The organism is Myxococcaceae bacterium JPH2, assembly GCA_016458225.1.
In the GTDB taxonomy this organism is placed as follows: Bacteria; Myxococcota; Myxococcia; order Myxococcales; family Myxococcaceae; genus Citreicoccus.
On sequence record JAEMGR010000018.1, the window covers coordinates 16,172 to 40,176 of the forward strand.

13 protein-coding genes are annotated in these 24,005 nt (G+C 69.6%); all 13 read right to left on the reverse strand.

All coding sequences use genetic code 11. From position 1 onward, the window contains the following. Nucleotides 1-128: 128 nt before the first annotated feature. On the reverse strand, nt 129-881 hold the full coding sequence (locus JGU66_25300) for a hypothetical protein (GenBank protein ID MBJ6764104.1): 753 nt from the start codon (nt 879-881) through the stop codon (nt 129-131). Next, nucleotides 878-3,121: a glycosyltransferase gene (locus tag JGU66_25305; protein ID MBJ6764105.1), complete on the reverse strand. Its 2,244-nt coding sequence runs from the start codon at nt 3,119-3,121 to the stop codon at nt 878-880. Before JGU66_25305 ends, JGU66_25300 begins: the two co-directional genes overlap by 4 nt. 26 nt (nt 3,122-3,147) lie before the next feature. Continuing rightward, the gene (locus JGU66_25310; protein ID MBJ6764106.1) at nt 3,148-3,510 is read right to left on the reverse strand and encodes a hypothetical protein; all 363 of its coding nucleotides are present in this window, start codon (nt 3,508-3,510) and stop codon (nt 3,148-3,150) included. A gap of 5 nt (nt 3,511-3,515) precedes the next feature. After that, on the reverse strand, nt 3,516-6,797 hold the full coding sequence (locus JGU66_25315; GenBank protein MBJ6764107.1) for a hypothetical protein: 3,282 nt from the start codon (nt 6,795-6,797) through the stop codon (nt 3,516-3,518). A 131-nt stretch (nt 6,798-6,928) separates the two neighbouring features. Continuing rightward, nucleotides 6,929-8,965 carry an ATP-binding protein gene (locus JGU66_25320; protein MBJ6764108.1) on the reverse strand — a complete coding sequence of 679 codons (2,037 nt, stop codon included), beginning with the start codon at nt 8,963-8,965 and terminating at the stop codon, nt 6,929-6,931. A 10-nt stretch (nt 8,966-8,975) separates the two neighbouring features. After that, on the reverse strand, nt 8,976-11,045 hold the full coding sequence (locus JGU66_25325; GenBank protein ID MBJ6764109.1) for a hypothetical protein: 2,070 nt from the start codon (nt 11,043-11,045) through the stop codon (nt 8,976-8,978). Further along, complete coding sequence (locus JGU66_25330) at nt 11,038-13,089, reverse strand: hypothetical protein (GenBank protein MBJ6764110.1); 2,052 nt, start codon at nt 13,087-13,089, stop codon at nt 11,038-11,040. Before JGU66_25330 ends, JGU66_25325 begins: the two co-directional genes overlap by 8 nt. Nucleotides 13,090-13,142: 53 nt before the next feature. Further along, entirely contained in the window at nt 13,143-14,999 is a 1,857-nt protein-coding gene (locus JGU66_25335) for a hypothetical protein (protein MBJ6764111.1), read from the reverse strand. 41 nt (nt 15,000-15,040) lie between these two features. Beyond that, entirely contained in the window at nt 15,041-16,219 is a 1,179-nt protein-coding gene (locus tag JGU66_25340; GenBank protein MBJ6764112.1) for a hypothetical protein, read from the reverse strand. Between the two features lie 21 nt (nt 16,220-16,240). Further along, complete coding sequence (locus JGU66_25345) at nt 16,241-17,554, reverse strand: hypothetical protein (GenBank protein MBJ6764113.1); 1,314 nt, start codon at nt 17,552-17,554, stop codon at nt 16,241-16,243. A 3-nt stretch (nt 17,555-17,557) separates the two neighbouring features. Next, entirely contained in the window at nt 17,558-18,955 is a 1,398-nt protein-coding gene (locus JGU66_25350) for a hypothetical protein (protein MBJ6764114.1), read from the reverse strand. Continuing rightward, nucleotides 18,952-21,726 carry a hypothetical protein gene (locus JGU66_25355; GenBank protein ID MBJ6764115.1) on the reverse strand — a complete coding sequence of 925 codons (2,775 nt, stop codon included), beginning with the start codon at nt 21,724-21,726 and terminating at the stop codon, nt 18,952-18,954. Before JGU66_25355 ends, JGU66_25350 begins: the two co-directional genes overlap by 4 nt. Before the next feature lie 2 nt (nt 21,727-21,728). Then, the gene (locus tag JGU66_25360; protein ID MBJ6764116.1) at nt 21,729-24,005 is read right to left on the reverse strand and encodes a baseplate J/gp47 family protein; all 2,277 of its coding nucleotides are present in this window, start codon (nt 24,003-24,005) and stop codon (nt 21,729-21,731) included.

The window sequence follows — 24,005 nt, forward strand, 5'->3', positions numbered from 1 at the left end:
GAAAGGAGGGGGAGATCGAAGACGTCGCGCACGGACTGCTCCTCGAAGGCCGGGGTGGGGAGTGCCCCGGCTCGCGCAGTGTCTCATCTCCTGAGGAAATGACGCAAACGAACCCGGTGCCGGCCGCGTCACGCGGTGCGCGGGAGCGCTCGGGCGTGGTGGAGGATGAGCCGCGGCAGCCATCCGTTGAGGGTGCGGCAGCGCCGCAGGGTGGTCGCGTTCATCTCCTTGTACGGCACGCCCCGAGCGCCCCGGCCGAAGTAGTGGAGCACCCACGCGTTCTCCAGGAGCCAGGCGATCTGATCCTCGGACAGGCGCAGCTCGCCCGTGAAGCCGCTCTCCGAGGGCCAGTTGAGTCGGCCCGTGGGCAGCGCCTCCACCGTGAAGCGGCGCGAGTCGATGAGGCGGTTGCACACCGTCTGATCCGTCCAGTGGTCCCACGTGGACTCGGGCACGGCCTTCATGGCCTCCAGCCACGCCGCGGCGAACGCGTCCCCGGGCGGACTGGCGCACACCCCCGCGCAGCGACGCCGCGGGTCCCAGCACTCCTCGCCCACGGTGAAGCGCTCCACCGCGGGGAGCGGGCGCAGGGTGAGGGTGTCGAACGCGTCCAGGTACCACCCGCCATGGCGATACAGCGCGAGCGCCCGCATGCGGCGCGCGGCGATGTCCACCCGCGTCGTCCCCAGCGCCTCGAAGTGCACGGCCAGGTCCTCGAAGAGCACCGAGGGAAGCAAGGGTTGATACAGGGCCAGCGCGGACGCATCGCACCACGCGCGCACGGTCGCCTGCGGATTGTGGGAGATGGCCGAGCGGACGGCCGCGATGGCCGTGGGGCGCAGCGGGCCGCCGTGGAAGCAGAACAGGAGGGAGGGAGTCATGGCGCGGCACCCAGCGAGGCGGAGGCACCCAGCGCCGCCCGTCGATAGTCTTCCCACTCACTCCCCATGAGGGAGCGCAGCACCTCGGAGGAGTGCGGGTGCCAGAAGCGATGGTGGATGCGCTTGGGATCCGCGTTGGCCCCGTGGATGAAGGCCACCAGGATGGAGGTGTCCTCCACCACGCGCAGCCGCCGACGCGGGTCGCTCCAGAGGAAGCGCGCGTCCTCGCCGACGTTGATGTCTGGGAAGGGATTGCGCCGCCAGAACGACTTCTCGTAGCAGAGCGAGTTGCCCGCCACCCAAGGCCGCCGCCCCTCCGGATACACGTACTGCCAAGAGCGATCCGCCAGGGGCTGATGGTAGTAGACGCGGGTGAGGCCGCAGACCTCCGCGCCGCTGCCTTTCAAGCACTCGACCTGACGGGTGAGCCGCCGCGGCGAGGACCAGTCATCGTCGTCCCAGTGCACCACCACGTCGCCCTCGGCGGCCTGGCACGCGAGGTTGCGCTTCGCGCCGATGGTCTGCCGGCGGTCCAGGCGGATGTAGCGCACGCGTGAGTCTTTCGGCACGAGGTCTTCGATGGCGTCATGACCATCGTCGACGATGAGCAGCTCCCGTCGAGGCCAGTCCTGCGCGAGGAATGTCCGCAGGGCCAGCGGCACGAACGCGCGTCGATCATGCGTGGGGAGGATGCACGAGACGAGCGGGCCCTCGGCGGCAACCCTTGGAGGGACCGCGTCGACGCGAGGCTCGGGCGGAGGTGGCGCCGCGGACCGTGCGACCCGCTTCTGGAGCACGACGAGGGTCTCCGCTTGATGCACGCGCGTGAAGCGACCCTCGCGCAGCACCTCGCGCACGAGGCGCTGGACGCCCGGGAAGTAGTCCGCGCAGTCGTGAAACGCGACGAGCCCGCCCTCCACGAGCCAGGGCTCCAAATGGTGGAAGTCCGCCGATGCGCTGGCGTGATCATGCAGCCCATCCACCAGCAAGAGCCCGATGGGCTCGCTCCAAGGTACGGAGGGCGCGTGGGCCACGTGGACCCGCACGCGCGAGTCCAACCCCGCCATCCTGAGGTTTCGCGCCAAGGTGTCCCGCGTGGGCGCCAGGTTCTGGAGCCCACGCTCGCGGTCGCCCACCACGCCGTCTCCTGGGTCAATCGCATGCACCTGCGACGTCGCTCCGAGCGCCTCGGCGACCCGGCCGAGCACCACGGTCGCCTTGCCGCAGTAGCTGCCCACCTCCACGAGGGCGGGTGCGCCGGGCAGCGATTGGATGGCGCGGGCCGCCGCCGCGATGAGCAGGTCCGCCTCCACGTCGGAGAGCCAGCCCTCCATGCGCCGCATCTCCGCCAGGATGGGCCAGGTGAGCAGCAGGCGCGGCGCGGGCTCCGCGGGCACGGCGGGCGCGGTGAGCGTCGCGAGCGGATAGCCCCCGAAGCGATCCCGGACCTGGGCCCGCAGCGGATCATCGTGCTTGCGCGGAATGGGGTGGGCCCAGAAGACGGCCGGATCCGCCAGCGCCGCGTCGAGCTGCGCGCGCGAGTAGCGCACGCGGTACTTCACCACGTCATACCGGCACGGGTTCTGGATGACGGGATACCCAAGGAGCGCGACGAGGGTCGGGAAGAGCACTTCCTCCGTGGCCCAGATGCGCGAGCGGCGCATCGCCTCCTGAAGCTGCGTGTCCGAGTCCCACAGCGCGACCAGGTCCTTGGCCGCCGCGGCGGTGAAGACGGTGGAGGGCCAGAAGGTCCAGTGGACGAACTTCGACTCGCCATCGGGGAACTTGCGCAGCAAGGGGCGCCACAGGTCCAGCTCGCGGCGAGCATTCACGGCGGGCGCGGCGTTGGCGCCCGGGCCCTGGGGCGTCTGGATGTTGCCCAAGAGCCCCGCGCCTGGGTGCTCGGATAGGAAGCGCTCCAGGAACTCCGAGTAGCCCGGCCGCAGCCCGAGCTGATCCGAGTCCACGATGGTCATCGTGTCGAACGGGCCCTGCTGGAGTTCGAAGCGAAAGCAATCGAGCGCGAAGTCGTGGAGCCAGCCCCACTTCATGGGACGCGGGGTGGGGTGGACGACGGCGTTGTACTGCTCCCACGGAAAGTCCTGGAGGAGCGCCGCGTCCTGGCCGCCGTTGTACAGCAGGATGCGCGAGGTCGGATCCAGGTGATGCAGGTTGCTCACCAGGTCGATGACGCACTCGCGTTGCTCATGCACGAGACAGGCGAAGGTATTGCGCAGCATGGGCGTCCTCGCGTGGGGTTGAGACTTCAGTCCAACTCGTCGTGGTCCACCGCGCCGTGCAGGGAGCTCATCGTGAAGATGACGTGCAGCGTCTCGCGCGCGTGGTCGTCATCGGGCGCGAGCATGCTGGTGTGGTCGTCCACCAAGGACTTCAACGTCCCTGGCGGAAAGTCCTCGCGCATGACGAGCCGGAAGGCCTGCGCGGTCTTCCACCGCTCGCGCCAGTGCGGGCCCACGGTGAGCAGGGCCTCGTCGGCCGAGACGGCGATGTCCCGCTCGACCTTGAAGAAGCGCTCCAGGTAGTCGCGCACGGTGGCGAGGGCGGCCTCGCGAGCGGCGGGGCTGCTCGGAGCGGGTGGGGCATCGGGGTCGCGTGTCTCGGGGCTCATTGGCATCACTCCGGATAGGCGGTTTCGACGACGTAGTGACGCTGGGTGGGGTCGGAGAGCACGATGATGACCGCCACGCCACGCAGGTTCTTGGCCTCCACGACGGTCATGTCGGGCATGAGCTTGTAGCCAACGCCGATGTTGTTGGTGAACTTGGCGCGCAGCGGGGAGCTGAGCTTCGTCCCCGCGGCCTTGGACTGGCCGCTGTCGTCATTGAACTGCTCGTCGATGGTGGCCTTGCCCGCCTCCAGCGCGGCGGTGATGGACTGCTCCATCAGGTCGGTCCGGTAGAACCGGGTCGATGTGCGCGTGGGCATTGGCGTCGCGCCCCATCTCTCCAGCGCCCCGACGACGCCCTCGGTATCGTTCTCGCGGATGAGGCGGAGTTTTCGGATGTTTTCCTTCGCTTCGCGGATGAGCGTGTACTGGGTGTTCTGATCCTTCACCCGCTTCTCCAGCTTCTTCTGGTCCGCGGTGGCGGGGCGCGACTCGATGTCGAGCAGGTCCGCGTTCGCCCGGGCGATGGCGTCCTGCGAGCCCTTGATGCGCGCGTCGCGCATCGTCCGGAACTGCTCCAACTGGCGCTGGAAGCGATCCTTGAGCGTCGCGGACGGCACGTCCGGCCCGTGGTTGGCGAGCAGGTGCACTGTGATCGGCGGCGCGCCCGCCTTGATGTTGGGAATCTTGCCGCCCTCGTGCGCCGCGAACCCTCCGGGGGCGAGAGAGAACGAGCCCTTGCTGGCGAGCCGCTCGGAGGGGCCCTTGCCCTTGGGGTTGATCTCCGCTTCGACGTGGAACTTGTTCTCGCCCTCCTGGGCCAGGCTGATGGAGGTGAGTTTGTATTTGGACTTGATGGAGCCCAGCTTGGCGGTGACGCCCTTGGCCGAGGCGCCCTTCTTCTTCATCAGGGCGTCCGCCTCCTGAACGGCGGCGTCCACGTCCTTCTGCTTCTGCTCCATCGTGCGCTTGTCGCCCTTGTCGCCGCCCTTGCCGAAGAGCTTCTTGACCCACTCGAAGGCCTTCTTGAGCCAGCCGAGGACAGCGGCGCGGACCTTGGTCTGCACCTTGGTGATGAACTCGCGAATCTTCGCGGAGATGCCACCCAAGCCAATGAGTCGCGCGAGGAAGCCAATGACAATGGGGATGAGGTTGGCGAGCGCCTGCTCAATCCAATTGGCCGCGCCCCCAATGGCCCCGGTGGCGATGGCGTGGATGGAGTTCACCACGGCTTCAATGAGGGCGAGGATGCGGGAGGCATTCTCGATGACCCACATGACGACGTTGTAGATGGCGATGCAGGCCTGGATGAAGGCGCCCGCCGGGTTGAACATGGAGACGACCTTGGTGACAGCCTGCTTGACGATGGTGTCGATGAGCCAGGTTTGAATGGCGTCGATGACCATGGCCTTGAGGTTGGACAAGTCCTCCTTGAGCTTCTCCCAGAGGGCCTGGGGCCCGCCTTTGATGGTGACGGTGATGTACTCGACGAGCTTCTCGATGAGGGCGACGTTGCGCTCGCCGACGAGCTTCACGGCCTCGCCGCGCATCCACGCGTAGGTGAGGCCGAGGACGTCGAGGACGAGCTTGAGGATGGACCAGACATTCAAGTCGGAGGGGACTTGGATGCCGGCCTCGGCAAGAGAGCCGAAGAGCCACTGCATGAAGCCGCGCTTGAGGTGAGTCCAGATGTTGGCGACGAACTGGTTGAAGCCGAGTTTGATGGCGGCCAGCAGGTTGCCCAAGAAGCCAATCGGGTCCTTGAGGATGAGCATGATGGCGTCAGCGCCCTTGCGCAGGACGCCCATCAGCTTGTCTTTGAATTCGGCGATGATGCGGATGACTTCGGCGATGGCGTCGACGAGGCCCTTGAGGGCGCCCTTGTTCTCGTCCTCGAGCTTCTTGAGTGCGGCGTCGGCCTTGTCGTGGGCCTCCTTGTATTTCTGGGCCAGCTTCTGGGCGAGGTCGTTCTTCTTCGCGTCGATGCCGTTGCGAAGCTCGTCGAAGCGGCTGGCCATCTCCTGCTGGGCCTGGCGCCCGACGGACTGCAAGTCACGAGGGAGGCTGTCCACGTAGGACTTGATGGCGGCCTGGCCCTTGTTGACTTCAGCCTTGGCGTCAGCGAGGCGGGAGTCGACGGTGGAGGAGATGCGGACGGCGAGCGCATCCATCTTCGAGCCGAAGCGGGTGCGAGCGGCGCGGAGGATGACTTTGATTCCCTCGGGGACGTCGCGGAAGAGGTCGGCAATCCAGCGGCCCTTGCCGAGGATGCCGGAGTAGCGGTCGTCCTTGTACTTGTCGATTTCCCGGTTGGCGTAGGACTTCATGTCCGAGAGGGCGGCTTCGGCGCCCAAGTCGAACATGCGCATGACGTCCGTCTCGAGGGAGGAGAGCTTCGTCTCCACCTTGAGCTTCGTCTGCTGGTACAGCTTCTCGATGGTGTCGGTGACTTCCTTGCGGCGCGCCTCGTCCTTCTGCTTGGCGAGCAGCTGGCGCGTTTTGACTTTCGAGTTGCCAGACACCTTCACGGCGGCCATTTGGCCGAGGCTGGACTTGCCGTCGGAGGAGGCCTTGGCGACGGCCTGTCCGAGGGTGGCCTTCTCGCTGGAGGTGTACTTGCCGGGTGCGGCGGTGGCGACCTTCTCGACGTTGGACTTGGCGGAGAGGACGGAGGAGAAGCGCGGGTCATTCGCCTTGGTGAGTTGCTCGGGCGTGAGGTCCGCGTCCTTCATCTGCTGGTTGGCGTCCTGCTTGGGTTGCTGGAGTGCCTGGACTTGAGCGCCGGGGCGGGGCGCGGGCATGGCCTCGCCGGCGGCGACGGGGAGCTGAGCCTCGGCGGGCTCGGCGGGCATGGCCTCGGAGGCGCGGGCGGGGACGGCGCCGGTGTCGGGAGGGGCGCCGGCGGCCTGCTCGGTGGGGCCCGCGGCGGTGTCCTTCTGCTCCTGGACACCTCCGGCGACGGCGCCCTTCACCTGGGCCGTCTCGTTGCCCTTCATGAACTTGTCGGCGTCGTCGAGATTCTTCGGCATCACCTTTTCGATTTCCGCGCGCAGCAGCGCGAGGAAGCCGTTGGGCTCTGCCTTGGGGGCCTCCGCCGACTTCATGGCGTCGACCTGGTTTGCCTGGGCGCCGGCGCTCCGCTCATTCGGCGGAGAGACGGCGGCCTTCTGTGCCTCGGAGGCCTTCTGTGACGCGGGTGGGTGCTTGCGCGTCTTCTTGGCGCTCTTCTCCAACTGCTCGATGACTTTGCGGAACTTGGGGTCCTTCTCCGCGTCACCGCTGACCTTCACCGCCGCGCCGCCCGGAGCGTCCGCGGACGTGGCTCCTCCGCCCGAGCGCGCGGGTGCCCCTCTCGCCCCAGCAGGGGCGGATCCTCGTGCAGCGGCTCGGGCGGGGGCGGCCATTCGCGTCGTCCCTCAGCTCATCCGCGCAACGAGGTCGCGCCAGCGCGACGCAAGGGACAGACGTCTCCGGCCTTGCGGTACTCACGATGCACGCCGGCCTCCAGATGCGCCGAGCCCAGGACCGCGCCTTCCTCCAGGGCCAACAGCGACGCGTGCAGGACGGCGTTGCGAATCTGCCCACCACTCAGATCGCACCGCATGGCCACCTCACGCAGCAGGCCCACCTCCACCGTGTGCGCGGCGGGCAGGTGCATCTGCCAGATGGCCCAACGCTCGGTGGCATCCGGTGCGCGGAAGTCCACCACCACGTCCATGCGCCGCTGGAAGGCCGAGTCGATGGCGTCCGACGCATTCGTCGTGACGAGCAGGATGCCCTCGAAGGACTCGATGCGCTGGAGCAGGTAGTTCGTCTCCAGGTTGGCGTAGCGATCCGTGGATGAGCTGACCTCGGTGCGGCGCGCGAAGAGGGAGTCGCCCTCATCGAACAGCAGCACCACGTCCAACTCCTCCGCGAGCGCGAAGATGCGAGCGAGGTTCTTCTCTGTCTCACCGATGTACTTGTTCACCACGGACGACAGCTCGACGCGGTACACGTCGAGCTGGAGCGCCGAGGCGATGAGCCGCGCCGCCAGGGTCTTCCCCGTCCCGCTGGGCCCCTGGAAGAGGGCGCGCACGCCCGAGGTGAGCTGCCGCGCCAGCGTGTCGCCCACGGTGTGGCCCAGTCGCTCGCGGCTCCGACAGCGGGCTTCCAGGTGTCGCAGCTCGCGCATCGTCTCGTGGCCCACCGCGAGCTGGCCCCAGTCCCCCGTGGACGATAGGCGCACGGCGAGCGTGTCGAGCGCCTGCCGGTTCAGTGCGCGCCCCGCCTCGCGGACGTCCTCGGGAATCACCGCCTCACGTCCGGCCAGCGCGGCCTGGGCGAGCGCGAGCCGGGCCGCCCGACGGATGTTGCCGCGCGTGTAGCGAAAGCGCGCGCCCAGCTCCTCGAGCGAGGGACAAGGTCGGCCCGCCAGCGCGCGTTCCCAGTGTCGTGTGCGCTCGTCCGGGGCGGGCATGTCCACCGACAACGTCAGGGCACGCTCCACGCCCTCGCCACCTACGCCGCCCAGGCGTCCAAGCACCGCGCAGAACGGTCCGTCCAGGCCCGCGAGCCGAGGCACCTCGGCGGCCTCGCCCGGAGCAGGGTCGAGCACGGCCACGGGGAGCGCGTGCAGCAGCGTGGCCAGCGGGCCCACCAGGTGCCAGCGCACGTCATCGCGCGCCTGGGGGCCTTCAATCTCCAGGACGCCTCGACCGAGCGCACTGGCCACGCCGCGCAGGAGCGTGCGTCGACCGTTGTGCCGGGGCCCTCGAATCACCACCGCGCGCACCTCACCCGAGGCGAGCAGCGCGGGCAGACGCTCCAGGGCGTCCATCAAGTCCGCGGGGACGAGGAGCGGTTCGTCTCGTTCCAGCGAGGTCAGCGGGTGGTGCTTCAGCCAGGGCGCCGGAGCCTCGGCGGTCTCTCCGCGCAACGCGTCCCAGATGACGCCCGGCACGTGCAGCGCCCACTCCGAGCGAGGCGCGTCGCGATTGACGACCTCCACGAGCCCCAGCTCCATCAGGCGCCGAAGCGCGGCCCGTGTCTCGCCGCGGTCCTCTTCGGCGCGCCAGCAGGCGTTGAGGAAGCCCAGGGTAGGGCGGTGCAGGGTCGGGGTGCCCTGCATCGCGGCGAAGAAGGCTCCGAAGCGCGCGTCCTCCTCCACCATGCCTGTGGCGAGCAGCAGCGTCAGGGCATCGAACTCCAGGCCCGCGGCCTCGCGCAGCGCGCGCAGGGGCAAGTGCCCCACCACGTCGGATTCCCAGGTGGTGAGGACCTCGGCCCACAAGCGTGGATCGTTGTCCATCTCCGGCGCGTCCATCCCCAGCTCCACCAACTCCTGTCGATAGGCCGAGAGGAACGGGAAGCGCGCGAGCACGGACTCGGCTCCACCGAGCGCGCGCGAGGCCTGGGCCAGCATTCGCGCGGTGGCCGCGAAGAAGTGGAGCTTGAAGTGTTCGAGCGTGTCGGACATGACGCCTCGCTCAGTCGAAATGGAAGGTCAGGTGACGCCCGGCGGCGGGGAGCCAGCCAACGTCACGGTCCAGGCCCGCCACGCGGACCTCCAGGGGCAGCAGCGCGAGCGAGAGCACCACGTCGACATGCGTCGCCGTCAGGTGGATCCGCGCATCCTGCGCGAACACGATTCGCTCCAGCGCTGAGCCGTCTCCCGGAGCAAGGCCGAGCGCCCGCTCCAGTCGCGCGCGGACATAAGGCACCAGCCACGCCAGCCATCGTTCGAGTGGAGTGCTCGCGTCGGGGCCAGGGACAGCGCCGAGTTCGAGCGAAGCGATGTCCGTGAAGCCGTAGGGCGCGAGTTCATGGCGCAGGCGCGACTCAGCCGCGTCGTCGACCAGGGCTGGGACATCCAGCACGAGGAATCCCTGAGGATGGCGCGCGCGCATCCGCCCGCCCGTGATGCTCCAGGTCCAGGGGCGACCGTCCGGTGCTCCAAATGCGCGCAGCCAGGCGGGTGGAATGTGCCACGCCTCGGGAGGCTCGAAGCCCTGTCCAGGGGCTTCCCCAGGTCTGCGTCCCGCGAGCTGCGCCAGCACGGACCACACGGGGTCATTGGGGCGTGTGTCGTTCAACAGCCGCTTGCCCACCAGCGTGACGAAGTCCCAGACCGAGAGGGACAGGCCCTGGAATCGCGGCTGACTGAAGTCGCCATACAGCTCCAGGAAGAGGCCCAGGTTGACGAGATAGAAGAGGCCACCGAGCCCGGTGGAGATGGGCAGCCCCCACGCCCTCGCGGAAGGGGGCTCGAAGTGCTCCGTCGTCGAGGGATGCATTGCGGACGGGACGGCGGCCTGGGGCTGCTCGGTTGGAGTCGGTGCGGTGTTCGCCGTGAGCGCCTCCTCCGTGGGGGTGAGCACCGCGGCAGCGATGCTTCCCTCCGGCGAAGGAGGCGTGAGCGCGGGAGCCCCGAGGCTGTCGCTGACTCGTGGCGCAGCTGCAGGAGGCGGAAGACCGTCCTCGTCCTGAACGAGGAGGTCCGCGGACGCAGGCTCCGCGAGCGTTGGCATCGAGGTATCGGCTTCTCGACCGCGAGCCTCGGTCACCGAAGGAGAGGCATTCAGCGTGGAGTCCGCCCTGGAGGCGGAGGGGTCGCGAGGCGTGGAGACCTTCGGGACCGCCTCGAACGCCTGTGATTCTGGAGGCGGATCCGCTTCAGTCCGAGCAACCTCGTGTGACGGCCGAGAGGGGTGGAGCCATGCCTGCACGGCCTCAACGAAAGGCGTGAGCCTCACCGTGGCTGGAGCCCGCTGGACCATCAGCGAGATCCCCACCCACGCCTGATGCGCGAGCGAAGCCCCGAGGGTCTTCACCTCGGGGACCCAGGTGTCCCAGGGCGAGACGACTCGCGCTGCGGGCCCGGGCGCAGGATGTCCATGTGCGAACGTTGAATCGGCCACCGAGGCTCGGTCCTCGCGCAGCCGCTCGTTCATTGCCGAGGACAACGCCGTGAGGCCATGGACTTCGCAGACTCGCGCGAGCAGCACGCGTGCCTCGTCTTCGCTGAAGAGCGCGGCCACGAGGGGCGTCTCCTGGCGACGGGCCACGTGGATGAGCGCGGCGGGAACGTACTCGGGGCGGCGCAGCCACTCCGCGACCACGCGACGGGCGAGGTCCGCCGCGGGAAACAGGCCGCGCCACCACCAGTTCAGCGAGGCCGTGCCTCGGCAGACATCGCTCGCGAGGCAGGCCAGCAGCTCCGCGCGGTCCAGGAACAGCACGGCTTCGGCGCCCGCGGGCACTGCGCCTCGAGCGGGACGCGCCGCGCTCGCCACCTGGGCGCGCAGGGCTTGCACCAGCGCCTCCTCCCAGGCGGGAGGAGGGCGGACGGTGAGCTGCCTCACTGGCAACATCCCCGGTCGGGGATCCGCCAACCGTCGAATGCAGACGGTCGCCGAGGGAGGCAGCCCGAGAGGGGCGAGGTGGGCGCCGCTCAACAGGCTCTCCAGCCGCAGCTTCGCGGAGAGCGGCTCCAAGTCCGCTCCGCGCAGCTTCAGCCGCCCGATGATCGTCTCGCCCACCCCCGCTCCGTCACGCATCGTCGCGACGACCTCTCCGGCGCGCCACGAACGCGAGGAACAGGAGCCCCGTGACGCCCGAGGCACCCGTGGTGGGCGTCCGGCGGCAGCCACAGTCCGGCACCGGCTTGCCTCCGTCCTGGGCCTCGGGGAACTCCGCGTGAGTGAGCACGTCCACCGACTCACCCTCGGGGATGTCGATGTAGTAGGTGGCCGGCGTCTCCTTGTCCTCGACTCCCGTCGGCAGCGTCGGCACCGGGCGGGTGGGGAGGTCCGGCAAGGGCCGGGTCGGGATGGGCGCTCGGGTGAGGATTGTCCCGGGCCGCTCGACCGGAAGCGTGGCGATGGGGCCCTGCACGGGAGGCGTCACGGCCGCGTGGGGGCCGATGTTCCCGATGTCTGTCTGAACGGGCGGACGGCGCGGGAAGAGCACGAGTCGGTCCGCCACGCCCATGAGGTCCAGGCGGGGCAGGGCACGCACGGGCAGCTCGGGCCGCGTGCTCTTCACTTGGAGCTGCCACTTGCGGTTGAGCACCGCCTCCTCCTCGGGAGGCTTGCCCGGGACGATGGGGGGCGTGGTGTGGTCCACCACGTAGCCGAAGGAGCCCATCGAATCGAGCAGCCGATACGACGTGCCCCGGATGGTCACGGTCTGCCCCGTCTCGCGGTAGCCGTGGAACAGCCAGGTCATCCGAGCGACCCGCTTGGCGGCGTCTCCCTTCTCCCCGTCGGTGTTCAGGACCTTCATGCCCTTCACCGTGTCCAGCCGCAGCCGGGTCACCTTCTTCCCCGGATCCGTGGGAAGGCCGCGCGTCGAGAGCTGCGCGGTGCGCTCGAACACGGACGCGGTGCCGAAGTCCATGTTCCGGTAGGCGGAGCTGTTGATGAAGGTGACGGGGGTGCCGCCCGAGGTCAGGTCCACGAGGATGCATTGATGCGCATGCCCCGTGTAGTCCGCCTGCTCCTGGGCATTGAGGATCCACGACGGAATCTGCAGCGTCTGGGTTCCGCCATTCTTGGCGATGACTCCCGAGGGCGGGCTCGGGTTGTTCGCCACGGGCACGGGCTTCCAGCTCTGATCCGTCTGGAGACCGAAGTTGGCGATCCGGAACGTCGCGCGCACCCCGGACGCGTCCGTGCTCCCGCTGTTGGTGACGACCGCCTGGAACACGTTCTGCCCCGCCACGCCCGGATTCATGATGAGCGTGGGGGAGCTGTTATTGGTCCGGATGTCCGAGGACTTGATGGACAGGCCCGTGCACGTTCCGCCACCGCCCAACGAGAGCGCACCCCAGGTGCTCGTGTTGGGCGTGGACGTATCCAGGAATCCGAGCGGCGGCGGTGTCCCCGTCGGCCAGCGCTCCGACAACACGGAGGCGTCGAGGTTGTTCACGCGCATCACGTTGACGTAGACGCGCGGATTCGTGGCGCCCGCGAGGTTGAGGTTCGCGGTGGGGAGCCGCATCTCCACGAACCACGAGTTGTCGTTGACGCCGGCGACGGCGGTGCTCACCTTCGCGTCCAGCCAGAAAGCCCCCGGTGCGCTGGGGTCCAGCTCGGCGTTCACCTTGTGCATCACCGTGCCCCAGTCCACCACGCCCCCGGTCGCGGTGTCGGACTCGAAGTAGTCGAGCTGCGCGGGGCGCTGGTTGGCCTCCACGCCGTTTCCGTCTTCCACGAGCGGGTAGATGATGAGGCGCCGGTATCGCTTGGGACCCGCTCCGAGGTCGAACGCGAGGACGACGGCGTCCTCCGCGTCGAAGTGCGGATCGTTGTTCACCTCCACGGACAGGAAGGCACTGCCGGCATTGCGCACGGCTTGAAGCACGGCGTGCGGCTTGTCGGTGCCGTTGCTGGCCTCGTAGCGAAACGCGCCGGTCCATCCCTTGTCGGTCGGGACGACGCCATCCACCGTGGGAGGGCCCGGACTGAAGGGAACGCCGCTCGCATCCCGGATGCACATCGCATTGTCATCCGCGCGCGCGGCCGAACTCGCCAGCAGCGTGACGCTCCCCAACGCCAGCGCGGGAAGCCAGCGCGGCACTGCACTCCATCGTGTGTTCATGTGAATCCTCGGTGGGCCCCTCGTCGCCGAGGGGCCTCGGTGTCTTCACGTCGCTACTCGCGCCGGCTCCGGCGGCTCGCCATGAAGCCGAGCACCAGCATTCCCATCAGGCCCACGGTGCTCGCGGAGCCCGTGCGCTTGCACCCGCAGCTGTCGCCAATGGTGCCGCCATGGCCCCCCGTGCCACCGTCGGTGCCTCCGGACGTGCCGCCGTCACGCGACTCGCCGTTGGGCTCCGGGTACTCGGCCCGCGCGGTGATGGCGAGCGTCTTCCCGTCCTCGATGTCCGCCTGGTAGTAGCGCATCGTCGGGGGCAGCTCGCGAGTGCGCGGGTTGAGTGGGATGCCCTTCACGTCGAGCTGCCACTTGGAGGACGGGTTCTCGGTCGTGTCGTTGGGCGACAGCTCGTGACGGATGACGTATCCGAACGAGCCCACCGGCTCGACGACCTCGAAGGACTTCTTCTTGATGGTGATGCCCGCGCCCAGGTGGCGGTACCCGTGGAAGAGCCACGTCGCCTCGGTGCCGCGGGGCTGCCGCGTCCCCTCGCTTTGGTGGAGGGGGGCGAACTCGGAGGCGGCGAGCAGCTCGATGCGGTGCGCCTTCGCCTCGCGCGGCAGCTTGTAGCCCTTGGTGGCGATCTCCGCCGTGCGCTCGAACGTGGACGCGGTCCCGAAGTCCATGTTGCGCCAGGCGCTCCGGTTGATGAACAGCGTGCGCGCGTCGCCCGACTCGACCTCCGCCAGGATGCACTGGTGCGCGTGCGCGCTGTAGTCCGCCTGCTGCGCGGGCGTCAGCGTCCAGTCGCCGGTGCTCAGCATCGCGCTGGAGATGGGCGGGATGGAGCCAGACGGCGTCGGGTTGTTGGCCGCGGGCACCGGCTGCCAGCTCAGTGGCGCGGGCAGTCCGAAGTTGGCGATCTTGAAGGTGGCCTTGATGTCATTGGCCGAGAGGCTCACGCCCGTGTCGCTCTCCGAGTTGTTGTGCAGGTTGACGCGGAAGGAGTTGGGGGCGTTGAGCTTGATGAGGCCCGACGGCGTGTTGTTCGTGGTGATGTCGCTCCAGTCGAAGGACACCCCGCCGCAGCCGCTCGTCCCGAAGGTGCCTGCGCCCCAGTCCGCCGGGGCGGGCGTGGCGTTCTCCAGGTCGACGAAGTTGGTGGGCACCGGCGCGTTGCCCGGCCACTGGAGCGACGGGGTGATCGCAATGAGCGAGTCCACGCGGAACGCGTCCAGGAACATCTTGAAGTCGACGCCCGGTGGGAAGTTGATGCCCGGGGCCGCCGCGCTGGCCGCGATGGGAATCTTCATCTCCACGTTCCAGGTCCGGTGCCCCGCGCCGCCGTCCGTGCTCTTGACCTTCGCGTCCAGCCAGAACGTGCCCGCGACCAGCGAGGCATGCGGGATGGTCGTCCCCGTGCCCCACACGACCTTGCCACTCCCGTCCAGCGTGCCGGACTGCCAGAGCTGGACCTCGCGCAGCCGAGCGTCCGCGGCGGCGCCCGTCCCGGCGAAGAGCGGGAACAGGTGCAGGCGGCGATAGCGGTTCGTCGCTCCGCCCACGTCGAAGGTCAACACCAGCACGTCCTCGTCATCGAACGTGGCGTCGTTGTTCACCTCGAACGAGAGATAGACATTGCTGCCATCCCGGTTGCCCTGGATGACGCCATGGGAGGAACTCGTCCCGTTGCCGAACTCGTAGCGGAACGCGCCCGTCCACCCGAGGTCGCTCGCGATGTCTCCATCAATCGTGGGCGGCCCCGGGACTCCGGGGACGCCCGTGGCGGTGCGGAAGCACAGCTTCTGCGCGGTGGCCGCGTCCGCGCGGGATGCCCCGCCCAGGAACATGGCCAGGGCCGCGGCGGCGAGTGCCCGAATGGTGCTACCAGAATGCTTGTCAATCTGACTCACGATACCGACCCCCCTTGTTTGCCCATGAAGGCATGGGCGTTTCAAACCCTCTTCAGCTTCTGAGACACCTGCCCGAACTTGGACGAGTCCGTCGTGGACACGACGGTCATCGACAGATCCGCCGAGGTTGGCGCCGTGGCCCCTGGCTGCACTGTGACGTAGATGTTGGTGGACCCCGCGGCGGACATGTTGAATTGCCAGACGAGCGGGGTGCTGGGCGAGGCGCTGGACAGCTTCGCGCCCCACAGGTTGGTGCTGTCCGCCGGCAGGCTCAGCGTCACCTGGTACGTGCCCGCCACGGGGATGTCCGCCGCGAAGCGCAAGGTGACCTGGGTGCCCGCCGTCGCCTGGACCTCGTCCGTCGTGGTGTTGAGCGCCGAGGTGGGTGACACCAGCGTGCGCGACAGCGGAATGGTGGGCGTCTGGGACGTGCTGCCCACCGTGAAGCCGAAGTCTCCGGACGAGCCGGTGAACTGCGCGTTGAGCTTGGAGGTCATCACCAGGCGCAGCTTCGCGGTGCCCGTCACGCCCGCCGGCACGGTGGCGCGGACGACGATCTGCTTCACGGTGCCGTTGGGCGCGTCGCCCCGGGCCATGAACAGCTCTCCGTTGGGCAGCGGCGTCCGCTGCGACGTGGTGTCCGTCACCTGTGTCACCCACGTGCCCGTCGAGCCCGTGGGCTGCAGCGTGGCGGCGAGCTTGAAGGTCTCGTCCATGTTGGAGATGACCTTGAGCGTGTAGAAGAAGTCGTAGGTGCCGCCCGCGGTGATGGTTCCACTGGGCGCCTGCGCCATGGTGGTCTGGATGCTGCCATCCGGGACGGTGGGCAGGGCCTGTCCCACCTGCACCGTGGTGGACGCGAACCCTCGCGCGTTGCTCACCGAGAGGCTGACGGGTTTGCCCTCGGGCGGGACGTTGGGGATGGTGGGCAGGTCGAAGATGAGCTGACTGTCGGAGCTGCCGGCCTTGAACGCGGTGACCATCACCGTGTCGATGAGCACCGTGTTGAGGCCCGCGGTGCCGAAGCCTCGGCCGAGCACCCGCATCTCCGTGCCCATGCGGATGAGGCCCGCTGGCAGCACGTCCAGGATGGCCAGCACCGCGATGGACGCCTCCAACTGCGTCAATCGCTGGTCCTGTGCCTTCAGGTAGTCGACGAGGTCGTTGAACAGCGCCGAGGTGATGAGATCGCCCGGCTTGACCTTGGAAGGAAGGGACATGGAAGGGTAGCTCCTCGAGGCTCAGGGACCGGGTTGATCCGCGCTGGGACCGCCAGATGCGTAGTTCGCGTAGCTCCACTTCGACGTGTCGAAGCGCGGGTCACCCCAGTAGGGAATGTGCCCCGTGGCGAAGACGAGATACGGCTGGGGCTTGGGGCCTGACAGGGCCGACAGGGCCTGCTGGTTCTCGCGCACGACGTAGAGCCAGATGAGCTCCTTGCGAGCCAGCTCGATGGGCGGGTACGCGCGCGCGGCGGAGAGCAGCGACGGAAGCCGCGCGCCCTCGATGTTGATGGGCGCTCGCACGGTGAGGCCCTCGAAGAACTTGAGGTAGTCAAAGCCTCGCGTGCCCGTGTAGCCGCCGAGCGGGAGGATTCCCGCCGCGGGCAGGTACATGAAGTGGTCCGTCGCCCTCACGGTGCCTGGATTGACCGCGTCCACGCGCAGCCGCTCGATGTGCTCCTGGAACTGGAGGTACATCGCCTCGGCTTCCACCTCGCGGCGGTCACCGGGGCCGGCCAGCCACGGCAGGGGATGGCCCACGCGCGCCACGCGTCGCCGCGCGGCCCACATGTCGATGAAGCGGATGCCCGTGCCGTCCTTCCAGTGCACGAGGGCGAGCGGCACGTCGCACGGCGTAAGGAAGCGGGGCCGGAGCGCGTCCAGCAGTCCGTAGCCGCCCGTCGGCTCGGAGAAGGGCCACGTGACGACGGATGAAGCATCCGGGTCCGTGGTGCCGAAGCACTGATGGGCCACCAGGTTGCGCAGCGTGAGGGCGCTGGAGGCCAGGGCGCTCGTGAGCGCGGCGTCCTGGTCCAACCGCAGGAGGCGGAAGCACACCCCCGCCACCACCTGCTTGGCATCGCAGCCAGACTGCACGCCGCCCAGGCCGCTCGCGACGGCGCGTCCCTCACGGCCAGAGGCGGGCGCCATCACCAGGACGTAGATGCCCGTGCCGGACACGTAGGTGCTGCCGGGCAGCGAGCAGGCGCCGAAGTCTCCCGAGCCTTCCGGAGCGCTCGCCGCGCCCTCCACCGCGCCTTGGAGGAGCGAGACCTCCACGGGCTGGAGCAACTCCAGGGCCTCGCCGTCGCGAGTGAGGGCCAGGCCTGGCTGCACGGTGACGAGCGGCGTGCTGGGCGAGTTGTCCAGCGACAGGCCCACCTCCAGGCCATACGCCACGCCCTCGCCCAGCGCGCGGCCCAGGCGCTCTTGGGCCGCGTCGCGCGCGGCTTGCTCGCGGCTCAGGTCCTCGGCGGACAGCAGGCGTCCGTTGAAGAAGTTCGTCGAGCGGATGCCGTCCTTCAGGAACGGCGTGTCCAATGCGATGCGCATGGGCTACCTCAGCGTGACCGGCTTGAGGAAGTACTGGCTCACCTCCAGGACGACCTGGAGCTTGGTGAGCGTGGCGGAGGGCACCACGAGGCCCTTGTCGAAGACCTGGAGCGTGAAGCCCTTGTCGTCGAAGGCGACGAGGTACACGGTCGGCGCTTGCACCGCCGCGTTCGCCACCAGCATGGGCTTGACGACGTACTGCCACGTGTCGGGTTTGTTCGAGTAGCCGTTGAAGGTGAACGACACCTTGCCGTCCGCCGCGCCCACCGCGTAGGCCTTCAGCCCGTTGTAGGCGCTCTTGGCGTCACCGGCGGGATCCATCGGCACGGTGCCGGCGGCCACCATCAGGTAGTCCGGGAGCGCCGCGGGTCGGTGCACCGCGGTGGTGTCCCTCACGAGACCCGCGAGCGCCCACTCCTGCATCAGCCGCAGATGCCAGAGGAAGGGTCGGGTCGACTCGTCGATGCCAATGGGCGTGGCGTCCTTCACCTTCCAGTTCGCGCCGCCCAGCTCCTTCACCACCGGCACATCCACCGCGGCCAACAGCACGCAGTCCACGTCCGAGGAGGGGAGGGCATTCACGGGCTGCTGGCACCCTTGCGCCTCGCCCAGCCAGTTGGGGCGCCACAGCGCGCGCAGCTCCGTCGCCCACACGCGCAGCGCCGCCCGGAGGAACGACTCCACGTCCCCGGCGTAGACGCGCAGCGGCGCGGCGGGAGACGTGTCCAGCAGCCAATCGGTCTCCGGACTCAGCGGTGAGGGCTGCACCACGGCGGCGCGCAGCGCGGCGAGGAGGTCCGCCAGCGTGGCGGTGCCTGTCGCGTCGGGGACGACCTCCATGTGGGCGCGCAGCCAGCGCACCAGGTCGCGCACCGCCTGCTCCTCGGTGGGCTCCTCGGGCGGCGTGAGGCGGAACTCCAGCTTGAAGTCATCCGTGCGCCGCGAGGGCGCCATCGAGTCGTCCTCGGTGCGGCACGGCTCGCCGGGCACCGGGACCGAGTCCGTCTCACAATCGCGATACGAGAGCACCACCCAGAGCCGCAGCACGCCGGCCACCACGCGGGCGTCCACCGTCGTGCCTTGGGTGAGCAGCCAGTCATTGAGGGACGCGCATTGCGCAGGCGTCACGCGCACCAGCTGGCCGCGAGGGCTGAGCGCCACGCCAGGCGCCACGCGCACCTCGGGGCCTCGGCTTCCCAGGCCCGTGGTGATGGCGAGTCCCCAGGCGGTGCCGTAGCCCAGCAGATCGCGCGCCAGCCACCTGTCTCGCTCGGACAGGTAGGCGAACTCCTGGGTGAAGTCGTCGACGCCCAGCACCATGCCCAGCACGTAGTTGACGTGCTTCGTCGGGTCGGGCGCGGCGCGCTGCGCAGTGGTGGTACTCGGACCAAAGCCGCTCATTGGATGTCACTCCCCTGAATCGAACGGCGCCCGAGCGAATCCCTCCCCAGGATGTGCCGGTCCACGGCGTCCTGCGGGGGCCTCGGGGCCAGATGACTCTCTGCCAGGTACTCGCGTCCGAGCTGCATCGCGGGCATCAGCTCGGGGGCTCGGCTGCCCAGATTCACCAGCGTGTCCACGCCCAGCCGGGCCTCGCCGACGCGCAACATGGCCCAGTAGAACTTCACGTCGAACACCGTGTGGGCTGGCTTCTCCAGCTCCACCACGCGCAGCGCGCGCTCCAGTTGCTCACGTTGCTCCAGCGCGGCGCCGCCCTCGGGCACGGGCAGCACCACCGTGAAGCGATGCGCCGCCGCGCGCACGGGAAGCACCACGGTCTCGAAGTGGTACCAGTCCACCAGCGCGGCGCCGTCCGCGGGCAGCGTCGTGGGCAACGCGACCTGCGAGAAGTCCGTCGCGTGGCTGGCATGCGCGAGCGCGTAGGCGTCGAACTGCTGGTAGCGACGCGCCAGGAAGTCGCGCCAGCGCGGTGCGTCCGCGTCGGTGGCGGCGGGAACGAAGCCGAGCGAGCGCGCGCTGAAGTTGCGCCACGCCTCGGCCAGCGTCGCGTCCGATGGCGCGCGCAATGGATACGTGTCCGGCAACGATGCCTCGGAGATACCTGCATCCGTCAGGGCGTCGCGGTAGCGCGACACCAGCAGGGCCCGGCCCTGCGCGGGCTCCCAACGCGGCGCGGGCGCGACGACACGCAGGCCTCCGGCAGGCGGCGCGATGGGCGCGATGAAGGGCGTGCGGGCCGCGCGGAATCGCTCGACGATGCGGATGCGCGCGCGGGTGGGGTCCACGTCCTCCGTGAAGAGGGAGGCATCCACGCACGGGTCCAAGGCGAGGCGCAGCGCCATGCGCAGCCCGCGCGCGGTGCCCCGCCACTGGAAGAAGTCCAACGTGTGGCGCAGGAAGAGGCGCCGCCGCGGCTCATCCCAAGCGGGGTCCAGCACCACCGCGAACCATGAGGCCAACCACTCGAGCGCCTCGGGAGGCGCGCCGCGTGCGTCGAAGAGGACCTGGGCCGCGGCGATGCGATCCTCCAGGGGGGTGAGCAAGCCCTCGACGTTCGCGAGGAAGCGCTCCAGGAAGCCGGCGGACTCGGGCTGCTCGCGATAGAGCGCGGGCAGGTAGTTCTCGGCGTAGGAGAAGCGCGGGTACCAGATGCGCAGGGCGAACAGTCGCGGCGTGGTGCCTCCGCCTCCGGTGAGCGTCAGCTCGACCTGGGCATAGCGACCTCGGGCGCGCTGGAAGAGGACCTCGAACGTGCCGCGGTACTCGCCGCGCGCCGCGGGCGCGAAGGGTTGCTCGGAGCCGCTCGCGCGCTTCAGCAGCGCGGGTTCCTCGGAGAAGGGCTGGGCCTCCAGCTCCGCCACGTCATTGGCGGCGCGGCTTCGCACCGTGACCGAGGCGCCGGGAGGAATCGAGGCATCCAGCATCAGCCGGTGCCACACGCACTCGGGCGTACGGCCATCCAGCACGGGCGTGCGGAGCGTGGCGCTCGGCGCGAAGCGGGGCCGCCGTTGCGCCACCAGCGGGATGAAGGTGTCGCCGAAGTCGTAGTAGGCGCTCTGCGCGAAGGCGATGAGCGCCTTGCCTCCGAACAGCCGCATGGGAAGGTACTCAGCCAGGGGCGTGGCCCCGAGCTGCGCGCCCGGTGCGCCGTGCAACTCGAAGGCGAAGGCCTGGTTCCCGTCCCGCGCGCCGACATACAGGCGGTCCGGAGCGCCGCTCTCACCGCGCACGAGCGCCATGTCGTGCGCCACCAGCGGGAAGCTGAAGGCCGGGCTTCCAGGCTGCGCGAGGCTGGCGACCTCCAGCGGTACGGGGACTCCCTCCGGCACGCCGTCGCGGAACACGAGCAGCCGGCTGTCGGTGGGGCCTCGGTCCAGCACCATGACTCGGCCGTCCTGGAGGACCTCCACCGAGATGGGATCTCGCGCGGCATTGGGGCCCGGGGAATTCAGGGCCACGGGCTCGGGGAAGGTCTCGGCGGCGGTGCGGCGCGTGAAGCTCCCGTCGCGCGGTTGGAACGCATCCACCTTCGCGGCGGTGACGACCGTCTCGGCGCCCGTGCGCACCGCGCGCAGCGATGCATCCAGGTACCAGAGCCGCTGATGCTCGCGGTCGAGCACGACGGCGCCCCCGGACGGCGTCGCGGCGAGATCCCACGGGGTGAAGGGCAGACCGGCGGGAGGCGCGGGCCAGAGGTAATGCGTCGGCGGGCCGCCCGAGTGCAGGTCGAACACCAGGATGCCCGCTGGCGCGACGGTGCCCACCACGAGGTAGTGGTGCTCCGTGACGGCGAGTCCGGAGAGAGACAGCGGCGCGAGCGGGGCGGGAGATGCCACCGGACCGAACTCGCCTCCGCGGGTCTCGCTCGCGGCATCGAGCGGCACGGGCCAGAAGTCGCTCGTGAGCCGAGAGCCGCTGGACAGGACCTTCACGGTGCGACCATCGCGGTCAACCCAATAGAAGTTCCCGTACCGGTCGCGCGCGCCGCCCCGTCGATCCTCCAGCGCGGGTTGCCGGTCACCCGTACCCGAGACAAACGCATACAGCTCCGCGCGGAGGGCCACCTCGGAGCGCACCGTGTCCCAGGACAGGTCCACGGGCGTCGCGGGCGAGCCCTCCCAGGATTGCCCCAGTGGCTGGCCGTCGCTCGTGCAGCGACTCCAGTCGTCGCGGCCCAGCAGCAGGTGGAAGCGCGTGCCGTTGGCGTCCATGGCTACCGGCACTCCTCGGGAACGACAGGGACGGAGACGAACGGACGCTGGGGCCCGCTGGCCACCGGCCCCGTGCCGCGCAGCGCATCGAGCGAGGGCGCATCCCCCACGGCCACGGACAGCCCCGCGAGCCGAGGGAGCTGCAGGCCCCGCAGCGGCACATTGTCCTGCTCCGCGCCCGTGGCGAGTCCGAGCCGCACTCCGCGTACCCACGCAACGCCCGGAACGCGGCTGCACACGGCGGACAACTCGAGCGCGACCACCGTCTTGCGCAGAGGCCAGCCGCGGTTGGCCGGCGCATCGAGCAGGTCGGTGCCCTCCGGCGGCAGGGGCGAGAGGAACTCCTCCAGCGCCGCGCGCACCGCCTCCGTCACCACCGCCTGGGACACGCCCGCCACCAGGTCCACGCCCACCGTCACCCAGACGGGCTGGTACTGCGGCCGGCGCACGAAGACCTCGGTCGTCACCAGCCGACGCGGGGCGATCCAACAGGCGATGGCATCCAGGAAGCTGTCGGGTCCGGCCGAGTCCGAGGGGTCCGGCGCGTTTCGCGGGATGGCCAGCAGCGTGACCGCGCCCGGAGCATCGCCCGGCTCGTTGGGGGAGAGGGCGGGGTGGAACGCGGGGAGCACCTCCACGCGCCCCACGGCGACGCCGGGGGTGCGCAGCACGAGCGTCTCGAAGTCGCGCGCCGTCACCAGCCGGTCCCGATGCTGCAGGTAACGGGCGATGTGCTTCTCACCCTGGCGGGCGTCCTCGGCGTCCGCGCCGCCCCAGGTGGCCAGCGGGTTCTCCACGCTCATGCCAGGGGGCAGCGAAGGCCCGCTCGCGATGGCGCCCGGCCCCACGTTGCCGGCGCGCCCCACGCCGTGGTCGTAGCTGGCGCGCAGCGTGGATCCGAGGGGCGGCCGTGCGCCGTGCGCGCCATCTCCGAAGCGCAGCTCGCCGGACTCCGAGTCCACCGTGAACACCTTGGCGGGCGCCGTGCTCGCGGCCCACGAACCCGGGGGCATGCGAGGGTCGGGCACCGCGACCTCCGGGCCCGCGCTCATCAAGTCATCGGTCTCGGTCCACTCCGTCTCCACGTCGTTGACGGAGACCGTGAGGCGCACCGAGCCGGGCACCACGGGCACGCGTGCGAGCTTGACGCTCTGGTCCGGCTCGCCCGTCCCCAGCGGCAGCACCTCTCCCGTCACTTGCTCGCACTGGCGGACGGGCGCGGCGTTGAGGCCCACCCAGAGCAGCCGGGTGGCGGTCGGCGCTGAGCTGGTGATGCGCAGCCAGGTGAGCACGCGGCCTGCTTGCTCCTCGTTGTCGAGCGCGGGCGGGAAGTCCCGCGTCCCCGCCTCCAGCGGGTCGAGGTTCGACCACAGCCGCAGCTCCTCCTCGGTCGCGGGCAAAGCGATGTCCACCACCGTGGGCGAGGAGGGAACCTCGACGGTCGTGAGCGTGCGCCAGCTCGCGTTGCGCAGCGCCGGATCCTCGGGCAGCACGCCGCTGGGCGGCAGCCGAGGCACCTGGAACTGGAGCACCGCCGAGCCCGTGGGCGTGGCGCGCTCCCCCGGCGGAAGTGAGCGCCCATTCGAGGTCTCCGCGGGGACGATCCCGAGCGTCAGGACGCGGCCTCGCAGCGCCTCACGCGCGTGGGTTATCGCGTCGGGCAGGCGCCTGTCCGCGGGCCGCAGCAGCAGCGCGACCCACAGGGCCTGGTCCACCGCGTCCGCGCCGAGGTCCAGCGCCTCGGTGCCGCGCGGAGAGAAGGGCGTCGTCGTGTAGAACTGGAGGCTGGTCAGCGGCGCGGGCGGTGGCTGCGTGACGGTGAAGGACGCATAGAGCTGCTGGTAGTACTCCTTCACGCGCGCCTCGGGCGTGACCGCCTTCTTGTAGAAGAAGGCCGCCTCCACCGGCAGCACGTCGAGTCCGCGCTCGGTGCGGAAGGGGACTTGGCCCGCTCGCACTTCCACGCCATCGCTCAGGGTGAGCGTCTGCGGCGCGCCACCGCGCTCGTTGCGCAGCACGACCATGCCCCGCGCGGACGCGGCGGGCTGGAGAGGCATCCCCAGGAGCTGGAGGAACTTGAGCCGGTTGCGCTCCGGTATCTGGTTGGCGCGGTACAGCAAGCTCTCCGTGAGGAAGGCGAAGAGCTCCAGCAGCGTCACGCCCGGGTCGGACTTGTTGAAGTTGGTCCACTCGGGGTTGTGCAGCGGGATGCGCGCAAGCGCCTCATCCAGCAGCTGCTGGTACGTGCGGTCGTCAATCGTGGGGAGGGTCAGTGGCAC